Origin of the sequence: Enterobacteriaceae endosymbiont of Plateumaris rustica, assembly GCF_012562965.1 — a bacterium.
Classification (GTDB): domain Bacteria; phylum Pseudomonadota; class Gammaproteobacteria; order Enterobacterales; family Enterobacteriaceae.
The window spans coordinates 16,171-39,630 of the sequence record NZ_CP046228.1; the positions used below are offsets into that span (position 1 = coordinate 16,171).

Annotated in this window: 17 protein-coding genes, 2 tRNA genes and 2 pseudogenes; 9 read left to right on the forward strand and 12 right to left on the reverse strand. The window is 19.3% G+C overall.

From position 1 onward, the window contains the following. Nucleotides 1-184 precede the first annotated feature (184 nt). From alr to GJT82_RS00110, 3 genes are all read left to right on the forward strand, one after another. Nucleotides 185-1,258: an alanine racemase gene (gene alr / locus GJT82_RS00105; protein WP_168819011.1), complete on the forward strand. Its 1,074-nt coding sequence runs from the start codon at nucleotides 185-187 to the stop codon at nucleotides 1,256-1,258. Nucleotides 1,259-1,638: 380 nt separating this feature from the next. Then, a complete protein-coding gene (locus GJT82_RS02470; protein ID WP_281348976.1) occupies nucleotides 1,639-1,764 on the forward strand; it encodes a hypothetical protein in 126 nt (41 codons plus the stop codon). Nucleotides 1,765-2,040: 276 nt separating this feature from the next. Then, nucleotides 2,041-2,856: an ABC transporter permease subunit gene (locus GJT82_RS00110; protein ID WP_168819013.1), complete on the forward strand. Its 816-nt coding sequence runs from the start codon at nucleotides 2,041-2,043 to the stop codon at nucleotides 2,854-2,856. A 5-nt stretch (nucleotides 2,857-2,861) separates the two neighbouring features. Here GJT82_RS00110 and metG read toward each other — a convergent pair. The 6 genes and pseudogenes from metG to ftsY all read right to left on the reverse strand — a co-directional run. Further along, nucleotides 2,862-4,502: pseudogene (gene metG, locus GJT82_RS00115) on the reverse strand (methionine--tRNA ligase); the annotation flags it as partial. Nucleotides 4,503-4,599: 97 nt separating this feature from the next. Next, complete coding sequence (locus GJT82_RS00120) at nucleotides 4,600-5,130, reverse strand: metal-dependent hydrolase (RefSeq protein WP_168819017.1); 531 nt, start codon at nucleotides 5,128-5,130, stop codon at nucleotides 4,600-4,602. Between the two features lie 25 nt (nucleotides 5,131-5,155). Then, a complete protein-coding gene (locus GJT82_RS00125) occupies nucleotides 5,156-7,102 on the reverse strand; it encodes an exoribonuclease II (protein ID WP_168819019.1) in 1,947 nt (648 codons plus the stop codon). A 74-nt stretch (nucleotides 7,103-7,176) separates the two neighbouring features. Further along, the gene (gene ssb, locus GJT82_RS00130) at nucleotides 7,177-7,698 is read right to left on the reverse strand and encodes a single-stranded DNA-binding protein (protein ID WP_168819021.1); all 522 of its coding nucleotides are present in this window, start codon (nucleotides 7,696-7,698) and stop codon (nucleotides 7,177-7,179) included. Between the two features lie 86 nt (nucleotides 7,699-7,784). Beyond that, a complete protein-coding gene (gene rpoH / locus GJT82_RS00135; RefSeq protein WP_425482459.1) occupies nucleotides 7,785-8,645 on the reverse strand; it encodes an RNA polymerase sigma factor RpoH in 861 nt (286 codons plus the stop codon). A 62-nt stretch (nucleotides 8,646-8,707) separates the two neighbouring features. Beyond that, on the reverse strand, nucleotides 8,708-9,676 hold the full coding sequence (gene ftsY / locus GJT82_RS00140) for a signal recognition particle-docking protein FtsY (protein ID WP_168819023.1): 969 nt from the start codon (nucleotides 9,674-9,676) through the stop codon (nucleotides 8,708-8,710). Between the two features lie 189 nt (nucleotides 9,677-9,865). Between ftsY and rsmD the strand changes: the two genes are divergently transcribed. Then, the gene (gene rsmD, locus GJT82_RS00145; RefSeq protein ID WP_168819025.1) at nucleotides 9,866-10,426 is read left to right on the forward strand and encodes a 16S rRNA (guanine(966)-N(2))-methyltransferase RsmD; all 561 of its coding nucleotides are present in this window, start codon (nucleotides 9,866-9,868) and stop codon (nucleotides 10,424-10,426) included. Between the two features lie 4 nt (nucleotides 10,427-10,430). Here rsmD and GJT82_RS00150 read toward each other — a convergent pair whose 3' ends face one another. Further along, the gene (locus GJT82_RS00150) at nucleotides 10,431-10,688 is read right to left on the reverse strand and encodes a sulfurtransferase TusA family protein (RefSeq protein ID WP_168819027.1); all 258 of its coding nucleotides are present in this window, start codon (nucleotides 10,686-10,688) and stop codon (nucleotides 10,431-10,433) included. 124 nt (nucleotides 10,689-10,812) lie between these two features. Here GJT82_RS00150 and recA point away from each other — a divergent pair. From recA to GJT82_RS00175, 5 genes and pseudogenes are all read left to right on the forward strand, one after another. After that, nucleotides 10,813-11,802: pseudogene (recA, locus tag GJT82_RS00155) on the forward strand (recombinase RecA); the annotation flags it as partial. An 88-nt stretch (nucleotides 11,803-11,890) separates the two neighbouring features. After that, nucleotides 11,891-14,536, forward strand: a complete 2,646-nt coding sequence (gene alaS, locus GJT82_RS00160; RefSeq protein WP_168819031.1) for an alanine--tRNA ligase — start codon at nucleotides 11,891-11,893, stop codon at nucleotides 14,534-14,536. Between the two features lie 127 nt (nucleotides 14,537-14,663). Continuing rightward, nucleotides 14,664-14,849: a carbon storage regulator CsrA gene (gene csrA, locus GJT82_RS00165; RefSeq protein WP_168819034.1), complete on the forward strand. Its 186-nt coding sequence runs from the start codon at nucleotides 14,664-14,666 to the stop codon at nucleotides 14,847-14,849. A 57-nt stretch (nucleotides 14,850-14,906) separates the two neighbouring features. Continuing rightward, nucleotides 14,907-14,995, forward strand: a tRNA-Ser gene (locus GJT82_RS00170). A gap of 9 nt (nucleotides 14,996-15,004) precedes the next feature. Beyond that, a tRNA-Arg gene (locus GJT82_RS00175) sits at nucleotides 15,005-15,078 on the forward strand. Nucleotides 15,079-15,153: 75 nt separating this feature from the next. On the opposite strand, the gene metE is transcribed toward GJT82_RS00175, so the two are convergent. The 5 genes from metE to dnaB all read right to left on the reverse strand — a co-directional run bounded on the left by metE (nucleotide 15,154) and on the right by dnaB (nucleotide 23,420). Further along, a complete protein-coding gene (metE, locus tag GJT82_RS00180; RefSeq protein WP_168819036.1) occupies nucleotides 15,154-17,433 on the reverse strand; it encodes a 5-methyltetrahydropteroyltriglutamate--homocysteine S-methyltransferase in 2,280 nt (759 codons plus the stop codon). A gap of 123 nt (nucleotides 17,434-17,556) precedes the next feature. Beyond that, nucleotides 17,557-18,381: a 2,3,4,5-tetrahydropyridine-2,6-dicarboxylate N-succinyltransferase gene (dapD, locus tag GJT82_RS00185; protein WP_168819038.1), complete on the reverse strand. Its 825-nt coding sequence runs from the start codon at nucleotides 18,379-18,381 to the stop codon at nucleotides 17,557-17,559. Nucleotides 18,382-18,477: 96 nt separating this feature from the next. After that, nucleotides 18,478-20,487, reverse strand: coding sequence for an NAD-dependent DNA ligase LigA (gene ligA, locus GJT82_RS00190; RefSeq protein ID WP_168819040.1), 2,010 nt, complete (start codon nucleotides 20,485-20,487; stop codon nucleotides 18,478-18,480). A gap of 45 nt (nucleotides 20,488-20,532) precedes the next feature. Then, the gene (gene cysS / locus GJT82_RS00195; protein WP_168819042.1) at nucleotides 20,533-21,948 is read right to left on the reverse strand and encodes a cysteine--tRNA ligase; all 1,416 of its coding nucleotides are present in this window, start codon (nucleotides 21,946-21,948) and stop codon (nucleotides 20,533-20,535) included. A 62-nt stretch (nucleotides 21,949-22,010) separates the two neighbouring features. Next, nucleotides 22,011-23,420, reverse strand: a complete 1,410-nt coding sequence (gene dnaB, locus GJT82_RS00200; RefSeq protein ID WP_168819044.1) for a replicative DNA helicase — start codon at nucleotides 23,418-23,420, stop codon at nucleotides 22,011-22,013. Nucleotides 23,421-23,460 lie beyond the last annotated feature (40 nt).

Consider the following 23,460-nt stretch of genomic DNA (forward strand, 5'->3'; position numbering starts at 1 on the left):
TTAGTTGTACTCCTAATAAATATTATAATAATTATTTGTTAATTTAATATTTTATTAAAAATAACAAATTATAACTACCTTGAAATCAAATTTATTTTAATATAACATATTTATTTGTAATATTTATATAAATTAAACTAATAAATACAAAAATTCTTTATATATTTTTTTAGAGATATTATTAATGAATAGACCTATTTTTGCTGTTATTAACACTAATGCATTAAAACATAATTTACAATTAATTAAAAATATGACATCTAAATCAAAAATTTGGTCAGTAATAAAAGCTAATGCATATGGACATGGTATTAAAAATGTTTGGAAAAGTTTGATACAAACAGACGGTTTTGCTGTATTAACTTTAGATGAAGCTATATCATTAAGAAAATATGGATGTAATAAACCCATTCTTTTATTAGAAGGTTTCTTTAATAAAAAAGATTTAGATATAGTATATAAATATAATTTTACAATTACTATACATAGTGATTGGCAATTAAATATGTTAATTTTAAATAAACCAAAATACAATATTAATGTATATATAAAAATTAATAGTGGTATGAATAGATTAGGATTTAATTTAAAAAGTATTCCTAGAATAATAAATATCATTAAAACAATTAAAGTAAAAAATATTACTTTTATGGCACATTTTGCTAATACATCTAGAAAAAATTATAAAGAAATTAATAATATTATAAAATTTATAAATAAAAATATTAAACAATATAATTTTTTACGTTCTTTTGCTAATTCTGCTGCTATATTGTGGCATCCACAAACTCATTATGATTGGGTAAGATCTGGAATAATATTATATGGTGCATCTCCTACAGGTAATTGGAAGGATATAAAAAAAAATAAAATTATTCCTGTAATGACATTAAACAGTGAAATAATTAGCATACAAAAATTATTACCGGGAAATACTGTAGGATATAATGATTCATATCATACTAATAAACATCGTCGTATAGGAATTATAGCTTGTGGTTATGCTGACGGATATCCAAGAAATATATCTAATAATACTCCAATTTTAGTAGATGGATATATAACAAAAATTTTAGGTGATATTTCTATGGATATGATTGCTATAGATTTAATAAATGTTCCAAATGCTAATATTGGAAGTAAAGTAGAATTATGGGGAGAAAATATTAAAATAGATGATATTGCTCAATCAGCAAATACCATTAGTTACGAATTAATGTGTTCTTTATCTAAAAGAGTACCAATTATTATTAAATAAATATTTTTATATTTTTTTATTAAGAAAATAACTTTGTTATAATATAAATTAATAAAAATTAATATTTTTTTACTATTTTCAAAATATATATAAATATTATTATATATAAAAACCAATATGTACTAAAAAATATCTTAGCGTTAAAATAGTATATACAGATTATATAAAAAATAGAAGATATTATTTATAATAATAAACCAGATGATCTATTGTAATAGAAAAATTAATTTTTTATATTAAAATTTAATTGATTTTTATATATAATTGATATATAGATAAATATTTTATTTTACTAAAACTGGTAATTTTTTAATTAAAATATTAAAAATATATTAAAATTTATATTCAAAAAATTTATAAAAATATTTATTTAAATATCTATGATTATTTCTAATATATTTATAATATCTTATCTTTTATCAATAGAACCCATAAATTTAATAAGTAATTTTAAAGTTAATAAAGTAACAATTAAAAATATACATACTAAATTAAGATCAGATTAAAATTTAATTAAACAATTTATATTTTTTTAAGTAGATTTGTTTTCTTTAAATAATTTTTAATTTACTAGGAATAGATAAATTATTATTAGATATAATAGAAATTAAAATATTCTTATAATAGAATCTTTAATAATATTATTTACAATAGAATTAATTTTAATTAATAGAATTTTAAATTTTATTTATAAATTAAAAAATTTTAAAATTAATAATAAATATATTATAAAATAATATATAATATTTAATAAACTAAATTAATATATTCAGGATTTATTAATGAAAAAAATAAATTTTAGTTTTATAATGTCAGTTTTATTTGTTATATTACTTATTTTTATATCTGTATTATATCCATTAATTTTACCATTTGATCCTATACATTATTATGATTTACATTATGTAAATACTGGTCCTAGTAAATTACATTGGTTTGGATTAGATGATTTAGGAAGAGATATATTTAGTAGAATATTATATGGAACTCATATTACACTTTTAATAAGTATAATTTCTGTAATTATAGGAGCTACTATTGGATCTTTTTTAGGATTATTAACTGGATATTATCAAAATTATTTTGATATTTTAATTATGAATATATGTGATATATTACTTAGATTACCTAATCTATTCTTAGCTTTAATATTATCAGTTTTTATTAAAAATGGAATTTTAAATTTAATTTTTGCTATATCTATTACAAATATTCCAATTTTTGTTAGAATAACTAGGAGTAATACTTTAATAATAAAAAATCAAGATTTTATTACAGCATCTCGTAATATTGGATCATCTAATATTAAAATAATTTTTTACCAAATTCTTCCTTTTATTATTAATTCTATTATAATTTATTCTAGTATGAGAATAGGAATTTCTATTATTGCTGTTTCAAGTTTATCTTTTTTAGGTTTTGGTATACAACCACCAACTCCTGAATGGGGTTTAATGATATATGAATCTAGATATGATCTGTTATTCTCACCACATTTAATTATTTTTCCTGGTTTAGCTATATTTATAACATATTTATCATTTAATACTATAAGTGATAAAATAAAATATTTTCTAAATTTAAATAAAAGATATTAATTTTATTTGGATATTTCTATTATTTTTTTTAAATGATTAATATCAATTCTTTTAAATAAAATTTTAAATTTTTTAATTTTACTACCTAAAAGTGGTTTATTTAAATCATAAAAATTTAATTTTTTGTTTAAAAAAATTTCTATTTTTTCAGATAATATAGGCATAATTGGTTTTATATAAGTTATAATCACACGAAACATATTAATACCCATAGTACAAATTTTTTGTATATTTAAATCCGTAGGATTTTTCTTAGCTAATAACCAAGGTTTTTCATTATCAATATAATGGTTAGCAATATCTGTTAACTTTAAAATTTCTTTTATAACATGACTAAATTGTAAATTTATAAAATAACTATTAATATTTTTTGATTTTTTAATAAAATGTAAATATAATTTACTATTAATATTATCTGATAATTTATTATTAAAATAATGATTTATAAAATATGATGTACGAGATGCTAAATTAACTATTTTATTAACAATACTACTATTAATTTTTAATATAAAATCATCTAAATTTAAATCAATATCATCTATATTTAAAGATAATTTTGATGCATAATAAAAACGTAAACTATCGGAGTCTATATATTTTAACCAATTTTTTGCAGTAATAAATGTACCTTTTGATTTTGACATTTTATTTCCATTTAATGTAACATGTCCATGAACAAATAATTTATTAGGTTTTCTAAAATTACTACCTTCCAGAATAGCTGGCCAAAATAAACTATGAAAATAAATTATATCTTTTCCAATAAAATGGTATAATTTTGTTATGGAATTAGTATTCCACCATTCTTGAAAATTTAATTTTTTATTTTTATTACATAAATTTTTAAAAGTACTAATATATCCGATAGGTGCATCTAACCATACATAAAAATATTTATCAATAGTACCAGGTATTTTAAAACCAAAATAAGGTTTATCTCTAGTTATATCCCATAATTTTAATCCAGATAAAAACCATTCTTTAACTTTATGTTCTACAGATTTTTGTAATACTCCTGAACTAATCCATTTTTTAATTTTATTAGTAAATTGAGGTAAATCAAAAAAATAATGTTTAGTTGTACGTAATTTTGGAATTGTATTAGATAAAATAGAAATAGGATTTATTAAATCAATATTATTATAAGTTGATCCACAAACTTCACAATTATCTCCATACTGATTTAAAGAATTACATTTTGGACATGTACCTTTCACAAATCTATCTGGTAAAAATATATTATAATCTTCATCATATAATTGATTGATTATTTTCTTTTTTATAAAATTTTTTTCTTTTAAACGTAAATAAATAGAGTTAGATATTAAACGATTTTCATTACTATGTGTAGTATAATAATTATCATAGCTAATATTAAATTTTTTAAAATCTGATATATGTTGTTTATATATTTCAGTAATCATTTTTTCTGGAGTAATATTTAATTCTTTAGATTTTAACATAATAGGAGTACCATGAGCATCATCTGCACAAATAAAATATATTTCATTATTATAATACATTCTATTATATCTTACCCAAATATCTGCTTGAATATGTTCTAACATATGTCCTAAATGAATAGGACCATTAGCATATGGTAAAGCGCAAGTAACTAATATTTTTTTATTATTTTTTATCATAAGTTTATAAATAAAAATAAAAATTTTTCATATTCCATATAATATTATCATTTTTTTTTTATAAAAAAAAGCATAAAAAATTTTCTTTAAATATAAATTAATAAGATAAATTATTATATAATTTTATAATAAAATTATTTCCAATAGGAAATAATAAATATAAAGATATTATTAATAATAAATAACAAAATATTTCTTCTTTTAAAAAACTATTTTTAATAATTGGTAATGAAAATTTTTTTTTATATGGCCATAATAATGGTACTCCATGAGGAGTTAACATATCAGAAAATATATGACTTGAATAACCTATAATAAATCCCATTTTTATATCAATAGGAATAATATTTAAATTATAATAAAATAAAGAAAATATAATAATAATTAAAGATAATAAACTATGAGTAAATCCTCGATGACCAAATAATTTTGATATTATATATGAAAATATTTTTATCTTATTACCTAAAATAGATTTAGGATGATCAATATCTGGTAATAAACATGTTATTAATGATGCTGGAATTATATGCCACCAATCATATTCTATAATATATTTATTTAAAATAAAATGTTGTACTAAAATATTACTAGATATAGCAAAGATTATATGTCCTTTAAATTTCATTTAAATATCCTAAAATAAATTTATTTCATTTTGCTAATTTAACAATAATGTTATATGTATCAGTATTTATTTCTTTAATAACAACCTTAATCGTATCACATAATTTAAATATTAATTTATTTTTTATATAAATTAAACCTATTTTTGAATTAATATTAATTTCATTAGTAATCGGATATAAAAATTTTTTAGGTATAAATGCATATGCTCCATTCTTTATTAAACGAACACGTATACCAACATATAATATTTCAATTATTTCAGATATAAAAATTTCTTTTGTATAAATACTATTTTTTAAATATTTATAATATAACCATGAAGATAAATCTTTTGTAGCCTGTTTATTTAAATATTTTTTTTTATTCATTAAAAAAAATATTTCTTTTGAAGGTTTATTAACTATATCTTTTTTTATTATAGATTTTAATAATCTATGATTAATCATATCTCCAAATTTACGAATAGGAGATGTCCAAGTAGCATAACAATTAATACCTAAACAAAAATGAGGTGCAGGATTTGCGTGAAAAATTGTTTTTAATTGATATTTTTTTAAACGTTGTATTAATAATTTTAAATTTAAATTTTGTAATTTATTATTTATTTTTTTAAATCCTTTTAAATTCATTAAAGTTGATGCATTACATTTAATGTTATATTCTTTTAATAAAGAGATTACTTTATTAATTTTATTAAAATTAAAACCATTATTTATATTATATATTCCAAAACCTAATTTTTTTTTTAAAATTTTAGCTGCACATATATTAGCAGCTATCATTATTTCCTCTATAATTTTATGTGCAATACGTTTTTTTTCTATTATTATATTTAATATTTTTCTTTTATTATTAAAAATAAATTTATAATCTGTATTATTAAAAAATAAAACATTTTGTTTTTTCCATTTAATACGATATTTATAAAATTTATATAATAATAATATTTGTTGTTTAATATTATTATTTATTGGATTCCAATTTCCTATATTTTTTAACCAATTAGATACGTTAAAATAATTTAATTTTGCTTTTGATTTTATCCAAGCTAAAGAAAAATTTATTTTTTTTGATAAAATACCATAATTATTTATTTTCATTTTACATATTAATGCTGATTTTATTTCATTAGGATTTAAAGAACATAAATTTTCTGATAAAAATTTAGGTAATAAAGGTATAGTAAATCCAGGTAAATAATTAGTAAACATACGTTTTAATGCAATTTTATCCAATTCACTATTTTCTAAAATATATGATGTAGGATCAGCTATAGCTACATAAACAATTAATTCTTTTTTAGATATTTCTTTTATAAAAATAGCATCATCTATTTCTTTAGTATCATTATTATCTATTGTAACAAAACATAATTTCGTAAGATCTTTTCTATATGAAGATTTATCTAAAATATGTATATTTTTACATAAATCATCACTTGGCGGATTAATTTCAAGATTATATTTAGAAAGTATTGACCACCATGGAATCAAATATTTATTATTATGAGTGATATATTCTATAATTTTTGCGATAAAAATATTTTTTTTTGTTTTTAAAGGATGATTTATTATAGTTGCAACTACTTTATTTTTATTTTGAACAAAATATTCAATATTTTTTTTAGAATAACATTCTATAGTTAGATTATGTAAATATTTTTTTTCTGGTATAATAAATAGTTTATTATTATTTATTTTTATACTTCCTATAAATAAATTAATTGATGATTTTAATAATTTAATAGGAATAGCTACTATTTTATTATCAATATTTTTAATACTAGCAGTTACATAATCTTTATGTATTACGTTTTTTATATATAAATTAAATATCTCATATATTTGATTTGATTCAGTTTCTAAAATAGCAGATTTTTTATTAAAAATTTTAATAATTCCTTTTACTAAAAAAGATTTATTAGAAAATTTTTTTTTTAGTGAAAGTAATAATTTATTATTATGTAACATAATGTAAAATCTTTTAATTATCTGAAAGAGAAAATTATATTTTTATTAGAAAAATTTTAAATATGTTTAATTATTTAAAATGGAATATCATCTTCAAAATCAATAATATTTTCATTTTTATCAGTTAATGATGATTCTTTATCTTTTTTATTTATCATATTATTATTTATTTTTGAATTCCAATTATTATTTTCTAATTTATTTTTATTATTATTCTGTTTATTAGTTATATTTTCATTTTGACGATTATTACCTAACATTTGCATAGTACCACCTACACTAACTATAATTTCAGTAATATAGTGATTTTGTCCATTTTGATCTTGCCATTTTCTTGTTTGTAAAGATCCTTCTATATATACTTGAGATCCTTTTCGTAAATATTCATTAGCAATTTCTGCTAATTTTCCAAAAATTACGATTCTATGCCATTCTGTTTTTTCTTTATTTTCTTTAGTTTGTTTATCTTTCCAATTTTCTGAAGTAGCTATTATAATATTAACAACAGCATTTCTATTTGGCATATAACGAATTTCAGGATCTTTTCCTAAATTGCCTATTAAAATTACTTTATTAATACCTCTTTTACTAGCCATAATATATTCCTTAAATAAATAATGATTAAATAATAATAAAATAAATTTTATTTTTTTAATTTTATTTAAAATAAATAATTAAATAATTAAATAAAATAATGTTCTATAGATAAACGTAGTTTTTTCATAGCATTTTTTTCTAACTGTCGAATTCTTTCAGCAGAAATACCATAATAATTAGCTAATTCTTGTAATGTAGTTTTATTTTCGTTTTTATTTAGCCAACGAGAATATATTATTTTTCTACTACGTTGATCTAATTTTAATATAGCATTTGATAATTTATGTGAAATATGATCTTTCCAATTATTTTTTTCAATATCAGCAGCAAAATTAGATTGTTTATCTTTAAGAAAATATGTAAAATTAATGTTTTTATAATTTTTAATATTATTTTTAATTGGTAAATCAAATGTCATATCTTGTGCCGACATTCTTGATTCCATTTCTTTTACATCTTTAATTGATACTCCTAATTCTTGAGCTACCATATTAATTTCTTCCATATTGAACCAACCTAATCTTTGTTTAGCTTTACGTAAATTAAAAAATAATTTTCTCTGTGCTTTAGTTGTTGCTACTTTTACTATACGCCAATTTCGTAATACATATTCATGTATTTCTGCCTTTATCCAATGAACAGCAAAAGAAACTAAACGAACACCTATTTTTGGATTAAATCTACGAACAGCTTTCATTAATCCTATATTACCTTCTTGTATAAGATCGGCTAATTGTAACCCATACCCAGAATATTTTTTAGCTACATGAACAACAAATCGTAAATGAGATAAAATTAATTTTTTTGCTGATGAAATATCACCTTGATAAAATAATTTTTCTGATAATTCTTTTTCTTCTTGATTAGTTAACATAGGCCATATATTAGTTATATATATATATGATTCTAAAGTTCCTAACGGAGTAATGGATGATGTTAACATCATATTTTTAATCATCATATCCTCAATTTTAATTTTAACATAATTTAAATTATTTTTAATAAATTTTAATTTTTAGAAAAAATAGCATTAATAAAATCTTTAGCATTAAATAAATGTAAATTAGTAATTTTTTCTCCAGAACCAATATATCTTATTGGTATGCCAAATTCATTAGCTAAAGAAAAAATAATACCTCCTTTAGCTGTTCCATCAATTTTAGTAATAGTAATACCTGTAACTCCAATACTATCATGAAATACTTTTAATTGATTAATAGAATTTTGTCCAATATTAGCATCTATTATTAACATAACTTCATCAGGAGATTGATTATTAATTTTTTTAATTACACGTACAATTTTTTTCAATTCTTCTATCAAATTTAAATTATTATGTAATCTTCCAGCTGTATCTGCTATTAATATATCTATATTATTATTTTTAGCTTTATAAAAAGCATCATAAATAACAGATGCACTATCTTTTTTTTTATAGTTATTTATAATATTACTATGACTTTTATTACTCCAAAAAGTTAATTGTTTATCTGCACCAGCTCTAAAAGTATCTCCAGATGCTAAAAGTACTGTTTTATTATGATTATAAAAATAATAAGCTAATTTTCCTATAGTAGTTGTTTTACCCACACCATTAACACCAATAATTAAAATTATAAATGGTTTTTTATTTCTAATGATTAATGGACGTTCTACAGGAGTTAATATATTTAACATTTCTTCTTTTATATAATCATATAATAAAAAAGAATTTTTTATTTTTTTTTTCTTTGCATATTCAGATACTAAATTGATAATTTTTTTAGTAGTTTTTAATCCTACATCAGCTGTAATTAAAGTCTTTTTTAAAGAATTAAATAATTTTTTATCTATAATATTTTTATTACTAAAAATATTAATAATTTCTTTACTTATATTTCTACTAGTATTTAATAAACTATTTTTTAAGTAATTAAAAAATCCTTTTTTTTCTTTTTTAATAATTGTAGAAAAAAAAGGTATTTTATCCTGTTTCATGTTATTTTATTGTATATTTATAATATAATTATTAATTATAATTTTATAGTTTTAATTTAATAAAAGATACTTAATCTTAATTAAATTAATTATCATTTATAATATATGAAAATATAAATATATATTTATTAATAAACATATATTTAATAAAATTATTATATATAAAAATAAAAATTTAATATTATTAATATGAATAAAATAAATATTATTTCGGGAAAATGGAAAGGTAAAAAAATATATGTAATTAAAAATAAAAATTTGAGACCTACGATGAATTTTATTCGTAAAGATTTATTTAATTGGCTATACAAAGAAATATATATGTTAAAATGTTTAGATTGTTACGCTGGAACTGGTGCTCTTAGTTTTGAAGCTTTATCAAGAAATGCTTTATCTTCTACTGTAATCGAAAATAATTTAAAAATTTTTCAACAACTAAAAAAAAATTCTGTTTTATTACAAACTAAAAAATTAATATTAATTTATGAAAATACTTTAAATTATTTATCTAAACGTGGAAAACAGTACGATTTAGTTTTTATAGATCCTCCATTTTCTTATAAAAATATATTAATTAAAAAAACTTGTATTTTATTAGAAAAAAATAACTGGTTAAAAAAAAATGCATTTATTTATCTTGAATATAAATCAAATAGTACAAAAATTGTATTACCAAAAAATTGGATTTTATATCGTAAAAAAAAATTAAGTATTGTAAATTATGAATTATATAAAAGAAATAATAATTAATAAATTATTTATTATAATTTTTTATTACGAATAAATATGGAATAGAATCTATTTTTTTTTTAATAATTTTATAATTCATAAATAAACAAAACTGCTTTATATCTAAATAAACTAAATTATTATCAGAAATAATAAGTAAAGTTTGATTTTTAATCATATTATAAGTAATTTTTTTTATCATTATTAATGTTTTAGGACATTGAAAACCTTTTATATTTAAAATATAAGTAGGATTACTATAAAATTTTTTAATTATATACATAATATTTATATTATTTTTAAATAAGATTAATTATTAATATTAATATTATATTTTATATCAACATACAATATATAATATTAATATTAATAAAATTATATTTAAATATTATTTATAAGGAAAATTTGTGAATTTAACAAAAGAAAAACAAAAAATTCTTGATGATGCTATTTCTCAAATAGAACAACAATTTGGTAGAGGTTCTATTATGAGATTAGGTGATAATAGAACTATGGATATAGAATCTATATCAACAGGATCTATATCTTTAGATATAGCTTTAGGAATAGGTGGATTACCTATTGGTCGTATTGTAGAAATATATGGACCTGAATCTTCAGGAAAAACAACATTAACATTACAAATTATAGCTCAAGCTCAAAAAATTGGAAAAATATGTGCTTTTATTGATGCAGAACATGCTTTAGATCCTATATATGCTAAAAAACTTCACGTTGATATTAATCGTTTATTATGTTCTCAACCTGACACAGGAGAACAAGCATTAGAATTATGTGATGCATTAGCTAAATCAGGAGTAGTAAATGTTATTATTGTAGATTCTGTAGCTGCCTTAACACCTAAAGCAGAAATTGAAGGAGAAATAGGTGATTCTCATATAGGATTAGCTGCTAGAATGATGAGTCAAGCAATGCGTAAATTAGCTAGTAATTTAAAACAATCTAATACATTATTAATTTTTATAAATCAAATACGTATGAAAATAGGTGTATTATTTGGTAATCCTGAAGTTACAACTGGAGGTAATGCTTTAAAATTTTATTCTTCTGTAAGATTAGATATAAGAAAAATTGGTAATGTTAAAAATGGAGATAATATTATAGGTAGTGAAACAAGAGTAAAAGTTGTAAAAAATAAAGTAGCTGTACCTTTTAAAAAAGCTGAATTTCAAATCATATATGGTAAAGGAATAAATATTTATGGAGAATTATTAGATTTAGGTGTTACACAAAAATTAATAAAAAAATGTGGTTCATGGTATAGTTATAATAATGAAAAAATAGGACAAGGAAAATTAAATGCCATAAATTTTTTAAAAAATAATAAAGAACAATCAAATGATATTGAATTAAAATTACGAGAAATTTTATTAAATAAAAATATTTTTTAAATAAATATTACTATTTGTTGGTATATTTTAAAATATTTAATAAATAAACAAATAAATTAAAGGTTTTTTATCTATGGAAAAAACAACTAATGAAATTAGTAAAATTTTTCTAAATTATTTTTTTAATAAAAAACATGTTATAATGAAAGGAAGTCCGTTAATACCCCATAATGATTCATCATTGTTATTTACAAATGCAGGAATGAATCAATTTAAAGAATATTTTTTAGGATATAAAAAATCTAGTCAATCACGTATAGCTACAATACAAAAATGTGTACGTATTGGAGGTAAACATAATGATCTAGAAAATGTAGGTTTTACAAATAGACATCATACATTTTTTGAAATGTTAGGTAATTTTAGTTTTGGAGATTATTTTAAAAAAAAAGCAATTTACTATGCATGGGAATTATTAACTAATCAAAAATGGTTTAATTTAAATAAAAGTAAAATATTTGTTACTGTATATTATACAGATAAAGAAACTTATGATATTTGGAGTAAAAATATAGGAGTATTAAAAAAAAATATTATTTTAATTGGAGATAAAAATAATATTCCTTATAATTCTGATAATTTTTGGCAAATGGATAATACTGGTCCTTGTGGTCCTTCAACTGAAATTTTTTATGATTTAGGTAATCATTTATCTGGTAATATTTTAAATAATATTGGAAATCGTTTTATTGAAATATGGAATATTGTATTTATACAATTTAATAAAAATTTATATGGAAAATTAATTCCTTTAAGTATAAAATCAGTAGATACAGGAATGGGTTTAGAACGTATTAGTTCAGTTTTATATGGAATTGATTCTAATTATAAACTAAATATATTTCAAAAATTGATTAAATATATAGCTAAAATTATTAATTTTACTGATTTAGAAAATAATTCATTAAAAGTTATAGCAGATCATATTAGATCAACTGTTTATTTAATATATGAAGGAATACTACCTAGTAACGAAAATAGAGGTTATGTATTAAGACGTATTATAAGAAGAGCTATAAATCATGGAAAAATATTAGGACAACAAAAACCATTTTTTTATAAATTAGTTAGAATATTTATAGAAAATATTTGTATTGATTCTGAGATAATAAAGTTAAATAAAAAATATGATTTTATTAAAAATGTTATTTTAAATGAAGAAGAAAATTTTGCAAGAATTTTAAAACAAGGAAGAATTTTATTAAATAAAGAAATTAAAAAATTAAAAACAAATGTTTTAAGTGGTAAAAAAATATTTTATTTATATGATACTTTTGGAGTATCAATGGATTTAATAAAAAATATATGTAAAGAAAAAAATATTAATACAGATGAAAAAGAATTTAACAAATATATGGATGTACAACGTAATCTTGCTAGAAAAAATAGTTTATTTAAAAATACTCAAAACTTATGTTATATAGATAAAAAATCAAAATTTGTAGGATATGATAAATATACAACTAATAGTAGTATATTAAATATATACATAAATAATAAAGTAGTAAATAAAATTCATAAAGGAGATAAGGGAATAATAATATTAAATATTACTCCATTTTATGGAGAATCAAGTGGACAAATAGGTGATATAGGATATTTACAAAAAGATGAAGATAATTTATTTAAAGTTTATGATACAAAAATAAATAAAGATTTAACTCTTCATATAGGAGAAATGATTTCAGGTACATTAAAAATTAATGATTGTTTAAAAACACAAATAAATATTAAACATAGATTAAATATTAGTAGAAATCATTCAGTTACACATTTATTACATGCTTGTTTACGTAAATTATTAGGAAATTATGTACAACAAAAAGGATCTTATATTACAGATACTTATTTGCGTTTTGATTTTTCTTATTTTAAAAATCTTGATTTATCAATTTTATTGAAAATAGAAAAAATAATAAATAATTATATATTTAATAATATTCCTATTAAAACATATACAATTAATAAAAATATAGCTAAAAAAAATGAAAATATAATATCGTTTTTTGATAAAAAATATAATGATATTGTTAGAATTGTAGAAATAGAAAAAATTTCTAAAGAATTTTGTGGAGGAACACATATATTAAATACTCATCAAATTGGTTTTTTTATAATTAAAAAATTTAGTAATATATCACATAGTATTAAAAGAATACATGCAATAACTCATAATTATTCATTACAATATATACAAGAACAAAATGAAAAATTAAAATTAATTGCTAATATATTAAAAACAGATGAAATTCATTTAATTGAAAAATTTTCAATATATAAAAAACAAAAAAATATTTTAAAAAAATCTTTAAAAAATTTAGAAGAATATTTTATTGAAAATGAAAGTAAAATTTTATTATCAAATAATATTTTTTTACAAAATATTAATTTCATAGTAAGTCAAATTTATAATTTTCATCCTACATTATTTAATTTTATTTTAAAAAATTTAATTAGTAAAATAAATAAATTTATAATAATATTATCTACTAAATGGGAAAATAATTTTTATTTAATAATAAAGATTTCTAATAATCTATCAAAAGAAATAAATGTTATTAAAATTATTAATAAATTTTGTGATAAAAATCATTGTAAAATCGGAGGATGTGTTACTATAGCACAGATAAATTGCAATTTTGACAAAATAAAATTTAATTTATTTTTAAATAAAATTAAATTATTTTTTTTAAATTATATAAATAAAATTAGTATTTAATTTATATAATTATATAATTTACATATTTAATTTTATTAATTTCTATTTAAATATTTTAATTAACAATTTTTTAATAAATTATTAATTAATTTTAATTTTATGTTTTATTTTTTTCAAGGAGAAAAGAATGCTTATTCTTACTCGCCGAGTAGGCGAAACACTTATGATAGGTGATGAAGTTATGGTAACAGTATTAGGGATTAAAGGAAATCAAGTACGAATTGGTGTTAATGCTCCTAGAGAAATAGCTGTTCATCGTGAAGAAATTTATCAACGCATTCAAGCAGAAAAAAATCAGCAAACGGTTTGCTAAACAAATTAAATAATTAATTGACTTATTTTTTTATAAAATATAATATATTTTTTATATGGTGAGATGGCCGAGTGGTTTAAGGCGCACCCCTGCTAAGGGTGTATGTGGTTTTATCTACATCGAGGGTTCGAATCTCTCTCTCACCGAATAAAAAAGCATCCGTAGCTCAGTGGAATAGAGCACTCGGCTACGAACCGAACGGTCGGAGGTTCGAATCCTCCCGGATGCAGTTATTTATATTTTTTAATTATTTTTTTTACTTTGATTATAAAAATTAAATTTTTTAATTAATTATTGAAATAAATTATTGTATTTTTTTTCTTAAAATTTTTGTTGCTTTTACCATATTATGTAAACTTTTTATTACTTCTTCCCATTTTCTTGTTTTCAATCCACAATCAGGATTTACCCAAAGATTTTTAAAAGAGATATTCTTTAATGCATTAATTAAAAAATTTTTAATTTTATTTATAGATGGTATATTAGGTGAATGTATATCATATACTCCTAAACCTAATTCATTAGGATAATTTAAACTTTTGAATAATTTAATTAAATTATTATTAGAACGAGATGCTTCAATACTAATAACATCAGCATCTAAAGATATAATAGAATGTATAATATCTTTAAATTCGGAATAACACATATGAGTATGAATTTGTGTTACGTCTTTTGTAGATGATATTGTTAAATGAAAAGCTTCTATTGCCCATTTTAAATATTGATTCCATTCAGATTTTTTTAATGGTAAACCTTCTCTTAAAGCAGGTTCATCTATTTGTATAATTTTAATATTAACTTTTTCTAAATCATATATTTCTTCTTTTAAAGCTAATGCAATTTGTTTAGTAATTTCTATAGGAGAAATATCATTTCTAGGAAAAGACCAAAGTAACATTGTTATAGGTCCAGTTAACATTCCTTTAACTATTTTTTTTGTTAAAGACTGTGCATATTGAGACCAATATACTGTTATTGGTTTATTTCTACTAATATCTCCAATAATAATTGGAGGTTTTACACAACGAGATCCATAACTTTGAACCCAACCATTTTCAGTTATAATAAACCCATTAAGATTTTCCCCAAAATATTCAACCATATCATTTCTTTCTGGCTCTCCATGTACTAATACGTCTAAATCTAATTTTTCTTGAATATTAATTATATTTTTAATATAATTTTTCATCTTTTTTTTATAAAAATCATAAGTAATAAATCCTGATTTAAAATCAGATCTTAATTTTCTAATATCTAAAGTTTGAGGAAATGATCCTATAGTAGTGGTTGGAATAAATGGTAATTTTAATTTTTCTTTTTGTAAAAGGGACCTTGTATTATAATTTTTACGATTATTTATAATATTATTACCAATTAATAATATTTTTTTTTGTACTTGTTCATTAGTTATTTGTTTATATAATTTTCTAGTATGTATAAATTTACTCCATTGAATTAATTCACTAGAATCATTATTATTAATAGCTTGAGTTATCAAAGATAATTCTTTACATTTTTGTATTGCAAAAGAAAACCAACTCTTAATTTTTTTATTTAATTTTAATTCTAAATTTAAATCTACTGGAGTATGTATTAAAGAACAAGAACTACCAATCCATAAAAATGGTCTATTATTTTTTATAGTTAATAAAATATCGTACCATTTTTTTAAATCAGTTTTCCAAATATTTCTACCACTAATAATTCCAAAAGATATAATCCATTTTTTAGAAATATTTTTATTAATAAATTCAATATTATCTTTTCCATTAACTAAATCTATATGTATTCCATTTACAGGTAATGTTTTAATTAATTCAATATTATGACTAATACTACCAAAATATGTAGTTAATAATATATTAATATAATTTTTTAAATTATCATAAGTATTTTTAAATGCTTGTAACCATTTTTTTGGTAATTCTAATGCTAGAATAGGTTCATCTATTTGAATCCATTCAATATTTCTTTTTTTAATTTCTAATAATATTTCAATATAAACTGGTAAAATTTTTTTTATTAATTCCAAACGACTAAAATTATTACCTTGTATTTTATTACCTAACCAAAGATATGTAAGAGGACCTATTAATATAGGTTTAATATTATTAAAATCCATTTTTATAGCTTCATCTAATTCATTTAATAATTGTTTCCAAGAAAAATGAAAAGATTGATTTTTATAAAATTCAGGAACTATATAATGGTAATTAGTATTAAACCATTTAGTCATTTTACTAGCATTTAATGATTTTTTATCATGAATAGAACCTCTAGCAATATAAAACATTGTATCTATATCAATAGAATTATTTATTTTTTCTTGAAATCTTACAGGAATATTTCCTAGCATTAAACTAGTATTAAGTATATGATCATACCATGCAAAATCACCTACAGGTAATAAATCAATATTATTATTTATTTGTTTATGTAAATTAAATTTTCTAATGTTATAACCAACATTAAATAATTTTTCTTTTGTAATTTGACTATTCCAATACTTTTCTTGAGCTTTTTTTAATTCACGATAAGGACCAATTCTAGGAAAACCTAATGTATGACTTAATACTTTCATATTTATAAAATACCTATTTTAAAATTATAATTTATATAAATATTTATCTATTATACTATAAGTATAAGATTTAATTAAAAAAATTTTATTTATAAATACTCAATTTTTAAATTTTAAAATTATTTAATTATTTTCACGTAAAATATTGTTAATTTCAATTTTACTTAAAGTTTTATAATCTACTTTTTTAACTATTACAGCACAATATAAACTATATTTACCATTTTGAGCTGGTAAATTTCCAGAAACTACAACTGATCCCTTAGGAACTTTACCAAAATAAATTAATCCTGTTTCTCTATCATATATTTTAGTACTTTGTCCAATATATACACCCATAGAAATTACTGAACCACTTTCAATAATAACTCCTTCAACTATTTCTGATCTAGCTCCGATAAAACAATTATCTTCTATAATTGTTGGATTAGATTGAATAGGTTCTAAAACTCCTCCTATTCCCACACCTCCAGATATATGAACATTTTTACCAATTTGAGCGCATGATCCTATAGTAGACCAAGTATCTATCATAGTTCCTTTTCCTATAAAAGATCCTATATTTATAAAAGAAGGCATTAAAATAACATTTTTATCTAAAAAAGATCCATATCTTACAGTAGTAGGAGGAACTATACGACAATTTAATTTATTAAAATCATCTTTATTCATATTATAAAATTTTGAAGGAATTTTATCGTAATAACAATTATATTCACCTTTTATAAAAAAATTATTACTAATTTTAAAATATAATAAAATTGCTTTTTTTATCCATTTATGCGTTATCCAATTATTTTTTATTTTTTCTGATACTCTTAATTTTCCTTTATTTAACATTTCAATTATATTATAAACTGACTTAATTAATTCTTTATTTTGTAATAATTTTTTGTTATTTTTTTGTTCAGAAAAATAATATTCTATTATATCTTTATATTTTTTCATATGAATCTAATTATTAAAATAATATTTTTATTAAATATAATTAAGATATCAGTTATTATAAAAATAACAACAATTATATTATATATAATATTAAAATTATTTTTTATAAATTAATTTTATTAACTGTTGTTCATTTATAATTTTTAAATTTAATTTTTTTGCTTTAAATATTTTAGAACCAGGATTATTTCCTATAATGATTATATCTATATTTTTAGATATATGAGTACAAACTATAGCACCTAAATTTATTAATTTTTCTATTATATTAAATCTTTTTATTGAATTTAATTTTCCGGTTAATACTACTTTTTTTTTATAAAAAAAATTATTATAAATATTATTTTTATTCCAATGAATACCAATTCTATTAATTAATTTATTAATTATATATAAGTTATTTTTATTTTTAATAAAATTATATAAATTATATGCAATTTTTTTTCCTATTCCAGGTATACAATAAAAATCTTCTAATTCCGCATTTAAAAAATTATTTAAATTTTTAAAATAATTACTTAAATTATTTGCAGTAACTAAACCTACTTCATTAATCCCTAAAGAAAATAAAAATTTAGTAAAAGTTGTTTTTTTTGATATTTCTAATGATTTTAATATTTTAGAAATAGTTTTATTTCCTAAATGAGGAATTTTATTCAATGTATTTATATTTAAATTAAATAAATCTATAGAATTTTTTACTAAATTATTATTTACTAATTTATTAATAAGTTTATCACCTATATAATTAATATTCATTGCATTACGAGATATAAAATGTTTTAAATATCCTTTTAATTGAGATTTACAATTGAAACCAGAAGGACAATATAACATCATTTTATTATGATTTTTTCTTTTAAGAATAGATTTACAATCTGGACATATTGTAGGAATAACAATACTAGTTGTAATGTTATTAACTCTTTCCTTTTTTATAATATTTATTATTTTTGGTATAACATCACCACAACGTTGTACTATTATTACATCTCCTATTTTTAAATTTAATTTTTTAATTTCATTAATATTATATAAACTAGCATTACTAATATTTACTCCATTAATTTTAATAGTTTTAAAATTTCCTACAGGAGTAATTATTCCTGTTCTTCCTATTTGAAAAATAATATTTTTTAAAGTTGTTATTTTTTCTTGAGAAGGAAATTTATATGCAATAGCCCATTTAGGAGCATGTGATGTACAACCTAGTATTTTTTGTATTTTAAAATCATCTATTTTAATAACAATACCATCAATATTATATGGAAGAATATTTCTTTTTTTTTTCATTTTTTGATAAAAAAATAAAATCTCTTTTATAGAAGAAGAAAATATTGTATAATTAGAAATTGGTAATCCATAATTTTTTAAATTTTGTAAAATATTTATTTGACTATATATTTCCTTTTTATTTTTTATAAAACCTATACCATAACTAAAAAAATTTAATAATTTATTATTAATATTATGAAAATTTTTTAAAAATAAAGTACCTACAACTGCACTACGAGTATTAGAAAATTTTTTCTTTAAAATATTTTTTTTATTTAATATTTCTAAATTTGTTTTTGTCATAAATATTTCTCCTCTAACTTCTAATATAGAAGGAAAATCATTTCCTTGAAGTTTATGAGGAATATCTTGTATAAATAATATATTATTAGTTATATTTTCTCCTATTATTCCATTTCCTCTAGTAGAGGCTCTTATTAATTGTCCATTTTTATATAATATACTTGCTGCTATACCATCAAATTTTAATTCACAACAAAAATAATTTATGTCTTTATTTAAATAATTTTTAATAGGTTTAAAAAATTTTAAAAATAAATCTTTTTCATTAAATACATTATTTAATGATAGCATAGGTAAAATATGATTTATTTTTTTAAAATTTTTTAAAGAAATACCTCCTACAAATTTAGTAGGAGAATTATAAATTATTAAATCAGGATATAAATTTTCTAATTTTTCTAATTTATATAATAATTTATCATATTTATAATCAAGTATTTCTGGATCATTTAATACATGATATCTATAATTATGGTATTTTATTTCATTACACAAATTTATAATTTTTTCTTTCAATGATTTTTTCATAAAATTATTTATATAATAATATATATTTTTTATTGAAATATTACTTTATTTTTTTTTCCATATAGTTCCAAACTGTGAATCTTCTAAAAGAATATTTTTATTATTTAATAGATCTCTAATATAATCTGCTTCTGTCCAAAATTTATTTTTACGAGCATTATTTCGTATTTTAATTAATTTTTCAATTTGAAGTTTATTATAGTAATGTAAATTTAATTTATTTTTAAAATATTTTTGAGGATCATAAAAAAGAATTCCTAAAATATTTCCTAAATCTCTTAATTTTAATATTAAATTATTTGCATATAAAAATTTTTTTTTATTATTTAAAATATTAATTTGATGAGACATATTAAATAAAATACTATAAGCTTTTGGAGTATTAAAATCATCATTCATTGCTTCATAAAACATTTTTTCAAAAAAAATATTTTTTTCATCTTTTTTATAATTTTGATTATTTATATCTATATGAGATAAAATATTATTTATATGATATATTGATATATATAATCTTTTTATGGAAGATTCCGATTGTTTTAAAAAATCTTCATTATAAATAATTGGACTTCTATAATGAGTTGAAGCAAAAAAATGTCGAATAATTTCATTATTATATTTAGATAAAATATCTCTTAACTTTAAAGAATTATGTAATGATTTAGACATTTTTTTATTATTTATCATAATCATTCCACTATGAATCCAATAATTAACATGAAATGATTTATCTAAACAATATGATTGAGCTATTTCATTTTCATGATGAGGAAAAATTAAATCATTACCACCACCATGTATATCAAAACAATTACCAAAATATTTATGATGCATAGCTGAACATTCTATATGCCATCCAGGTCTTCCATAACCCCAAGGAGATAACCATCCAATTTGTTTTTTTGTAGATGTTTTCCATAAGACAAAATCTATATGATTTTTTTTAAAAAAAATATGCTTATGTTTATTTTTTAATTTATTTAATTTTTGTCTAGATAATTGACCATAATCTAAATAACTTTGAATAGAAAACATTACATCTCCATTTTTAGCAATATATGCATTATTATTTTTAATTAAATATTTAATTATTATAATAATTTCATTTATATGATTAGTTACTCTTGGTTCTATATCTGGTTTTAAAAGATTAAGATTTTTAAAATCTAATTTCATTTCGGAAATCATTTTATTTGTAATATATTTAATACTTTTATTTTTTTTATTAGCTATATCTATAATCTTATCGTCAATATCAGTAATATTTCTTATATATTGAACTTTATATCCTAAGTATTTTAAATATCTTATAATTAAATCAAATATAATAAAAGTTCTTCCATGTCCAATATGACATAAATCATATGTTGTGACACCACAAACATAAATTTTCACTTCATTATTATGAATTGGTTTAAATATTTCTTTTTTTTTACTTAAAGTATTAAAAATTTTTAACATTGATAATTTCACTATAAATTTTTATAAAATTAATATTAATTAATTAATTAATATATTACTAATCAAATATTAGAACTATTATAATAATCAGAATAATTATCAAATCTAGCTATTTTATTATTAAAAGTTAATCTTATAGTTCCAATTGGACCATTACGTTGTTTTCCTATAATAATTTCTGCAATACCTTGTAAATTACTATGTTCATTATATACTTCATCTCTATAAATAAACATTATTAAATCAGCATCTTGTTCTATAGATCCAGATTCTCTTAAATCAGAATTCATTGGACGTTTATCAGATCTTTGTTCTAAAGATCTATTTAATTGAGATAAAGCTAATACAGGTACATGTAATTCTTTTGCTAATGCTTTTAATGAACGTGATATTTCAGCAATTTCTAATGTTCTATTAAAAGACAATGAAGGAACTCTCATTAATTGTAAATAATCAACCATAATTAAACTTAGTCCATTATATTCTCTAAATATCCTACGTGATCTTAATCTTACTTCAGTAGGAGTAAGTTCAGAAGAATCATCAATATATATATTTTTTTTCTTTAATAAAAGAGCCATTGTATTTGAAATTTTTTCCCAATCATTATCATTTAATTGTCCTGTACGAATACGTGTTTGATCAACTCTAGAAAGAGAAGCTAACATACGCATCATAATTTGTTCACATGGCATTTCTAAACTAAATATTAATACAGGTTTATCTTGTGATATAGCAGCATTTTCACAAATATTCATTGCAAAAGTTGTTTTACCCATTGATGGTCTAGCAGCAATAATTATTAAATCAGATTTTTGTAATCCAGCTGTTTTCCTATTTAACTCATGATATCCAGTATCTATTCCTGTTACACCATGTTTTGTTGATTTATAAAAAGATTCAATTTTAGAAATTGTTACTTCTAAAATTTCATCTACTCCTTTAGGTCTAGTATCTTTATTTATACGTTTTTCTGCTATTTGAAAAATACGAGATTCAGCTAAATTTATTAATTCTTCACTATTTCTTCCATTAGGAAAATATCCTGCTTCAGCAATTTCATTTGCAGCTAATATCATTTCTCTAACAATTGCTCTTTCTTTTACAATATCAATATATGCATAAATATTTGATATACTAGGAATATTTTTTGATAATTCAGCTAAATATGCAAAACCTCCTACATCATCTAATTTTTTTTTATTTTGTAAAGATTCTGATAAAGTAATTAAATCAATTGGTTTTCCTGTATCTGTTAACAATTGCATTTCATGAAAAATAATTCTATGAGCAAATGTAAAAAAATCTTGTACTATAATTTTTTCTATAACATTTTCCCAACGATTATTATCTAACATTAATCCTCCTAATATTGATTGCTCAGCTTCTAATGAATGAGGAGGTAATTTAATGCCTTTTATATCAAAATTTTTTCTAAATTTAGATTTTTTTATTAAATTATTGACTATCATAAATTAACATTTATAAACAATGAATATTAATATAATGTTT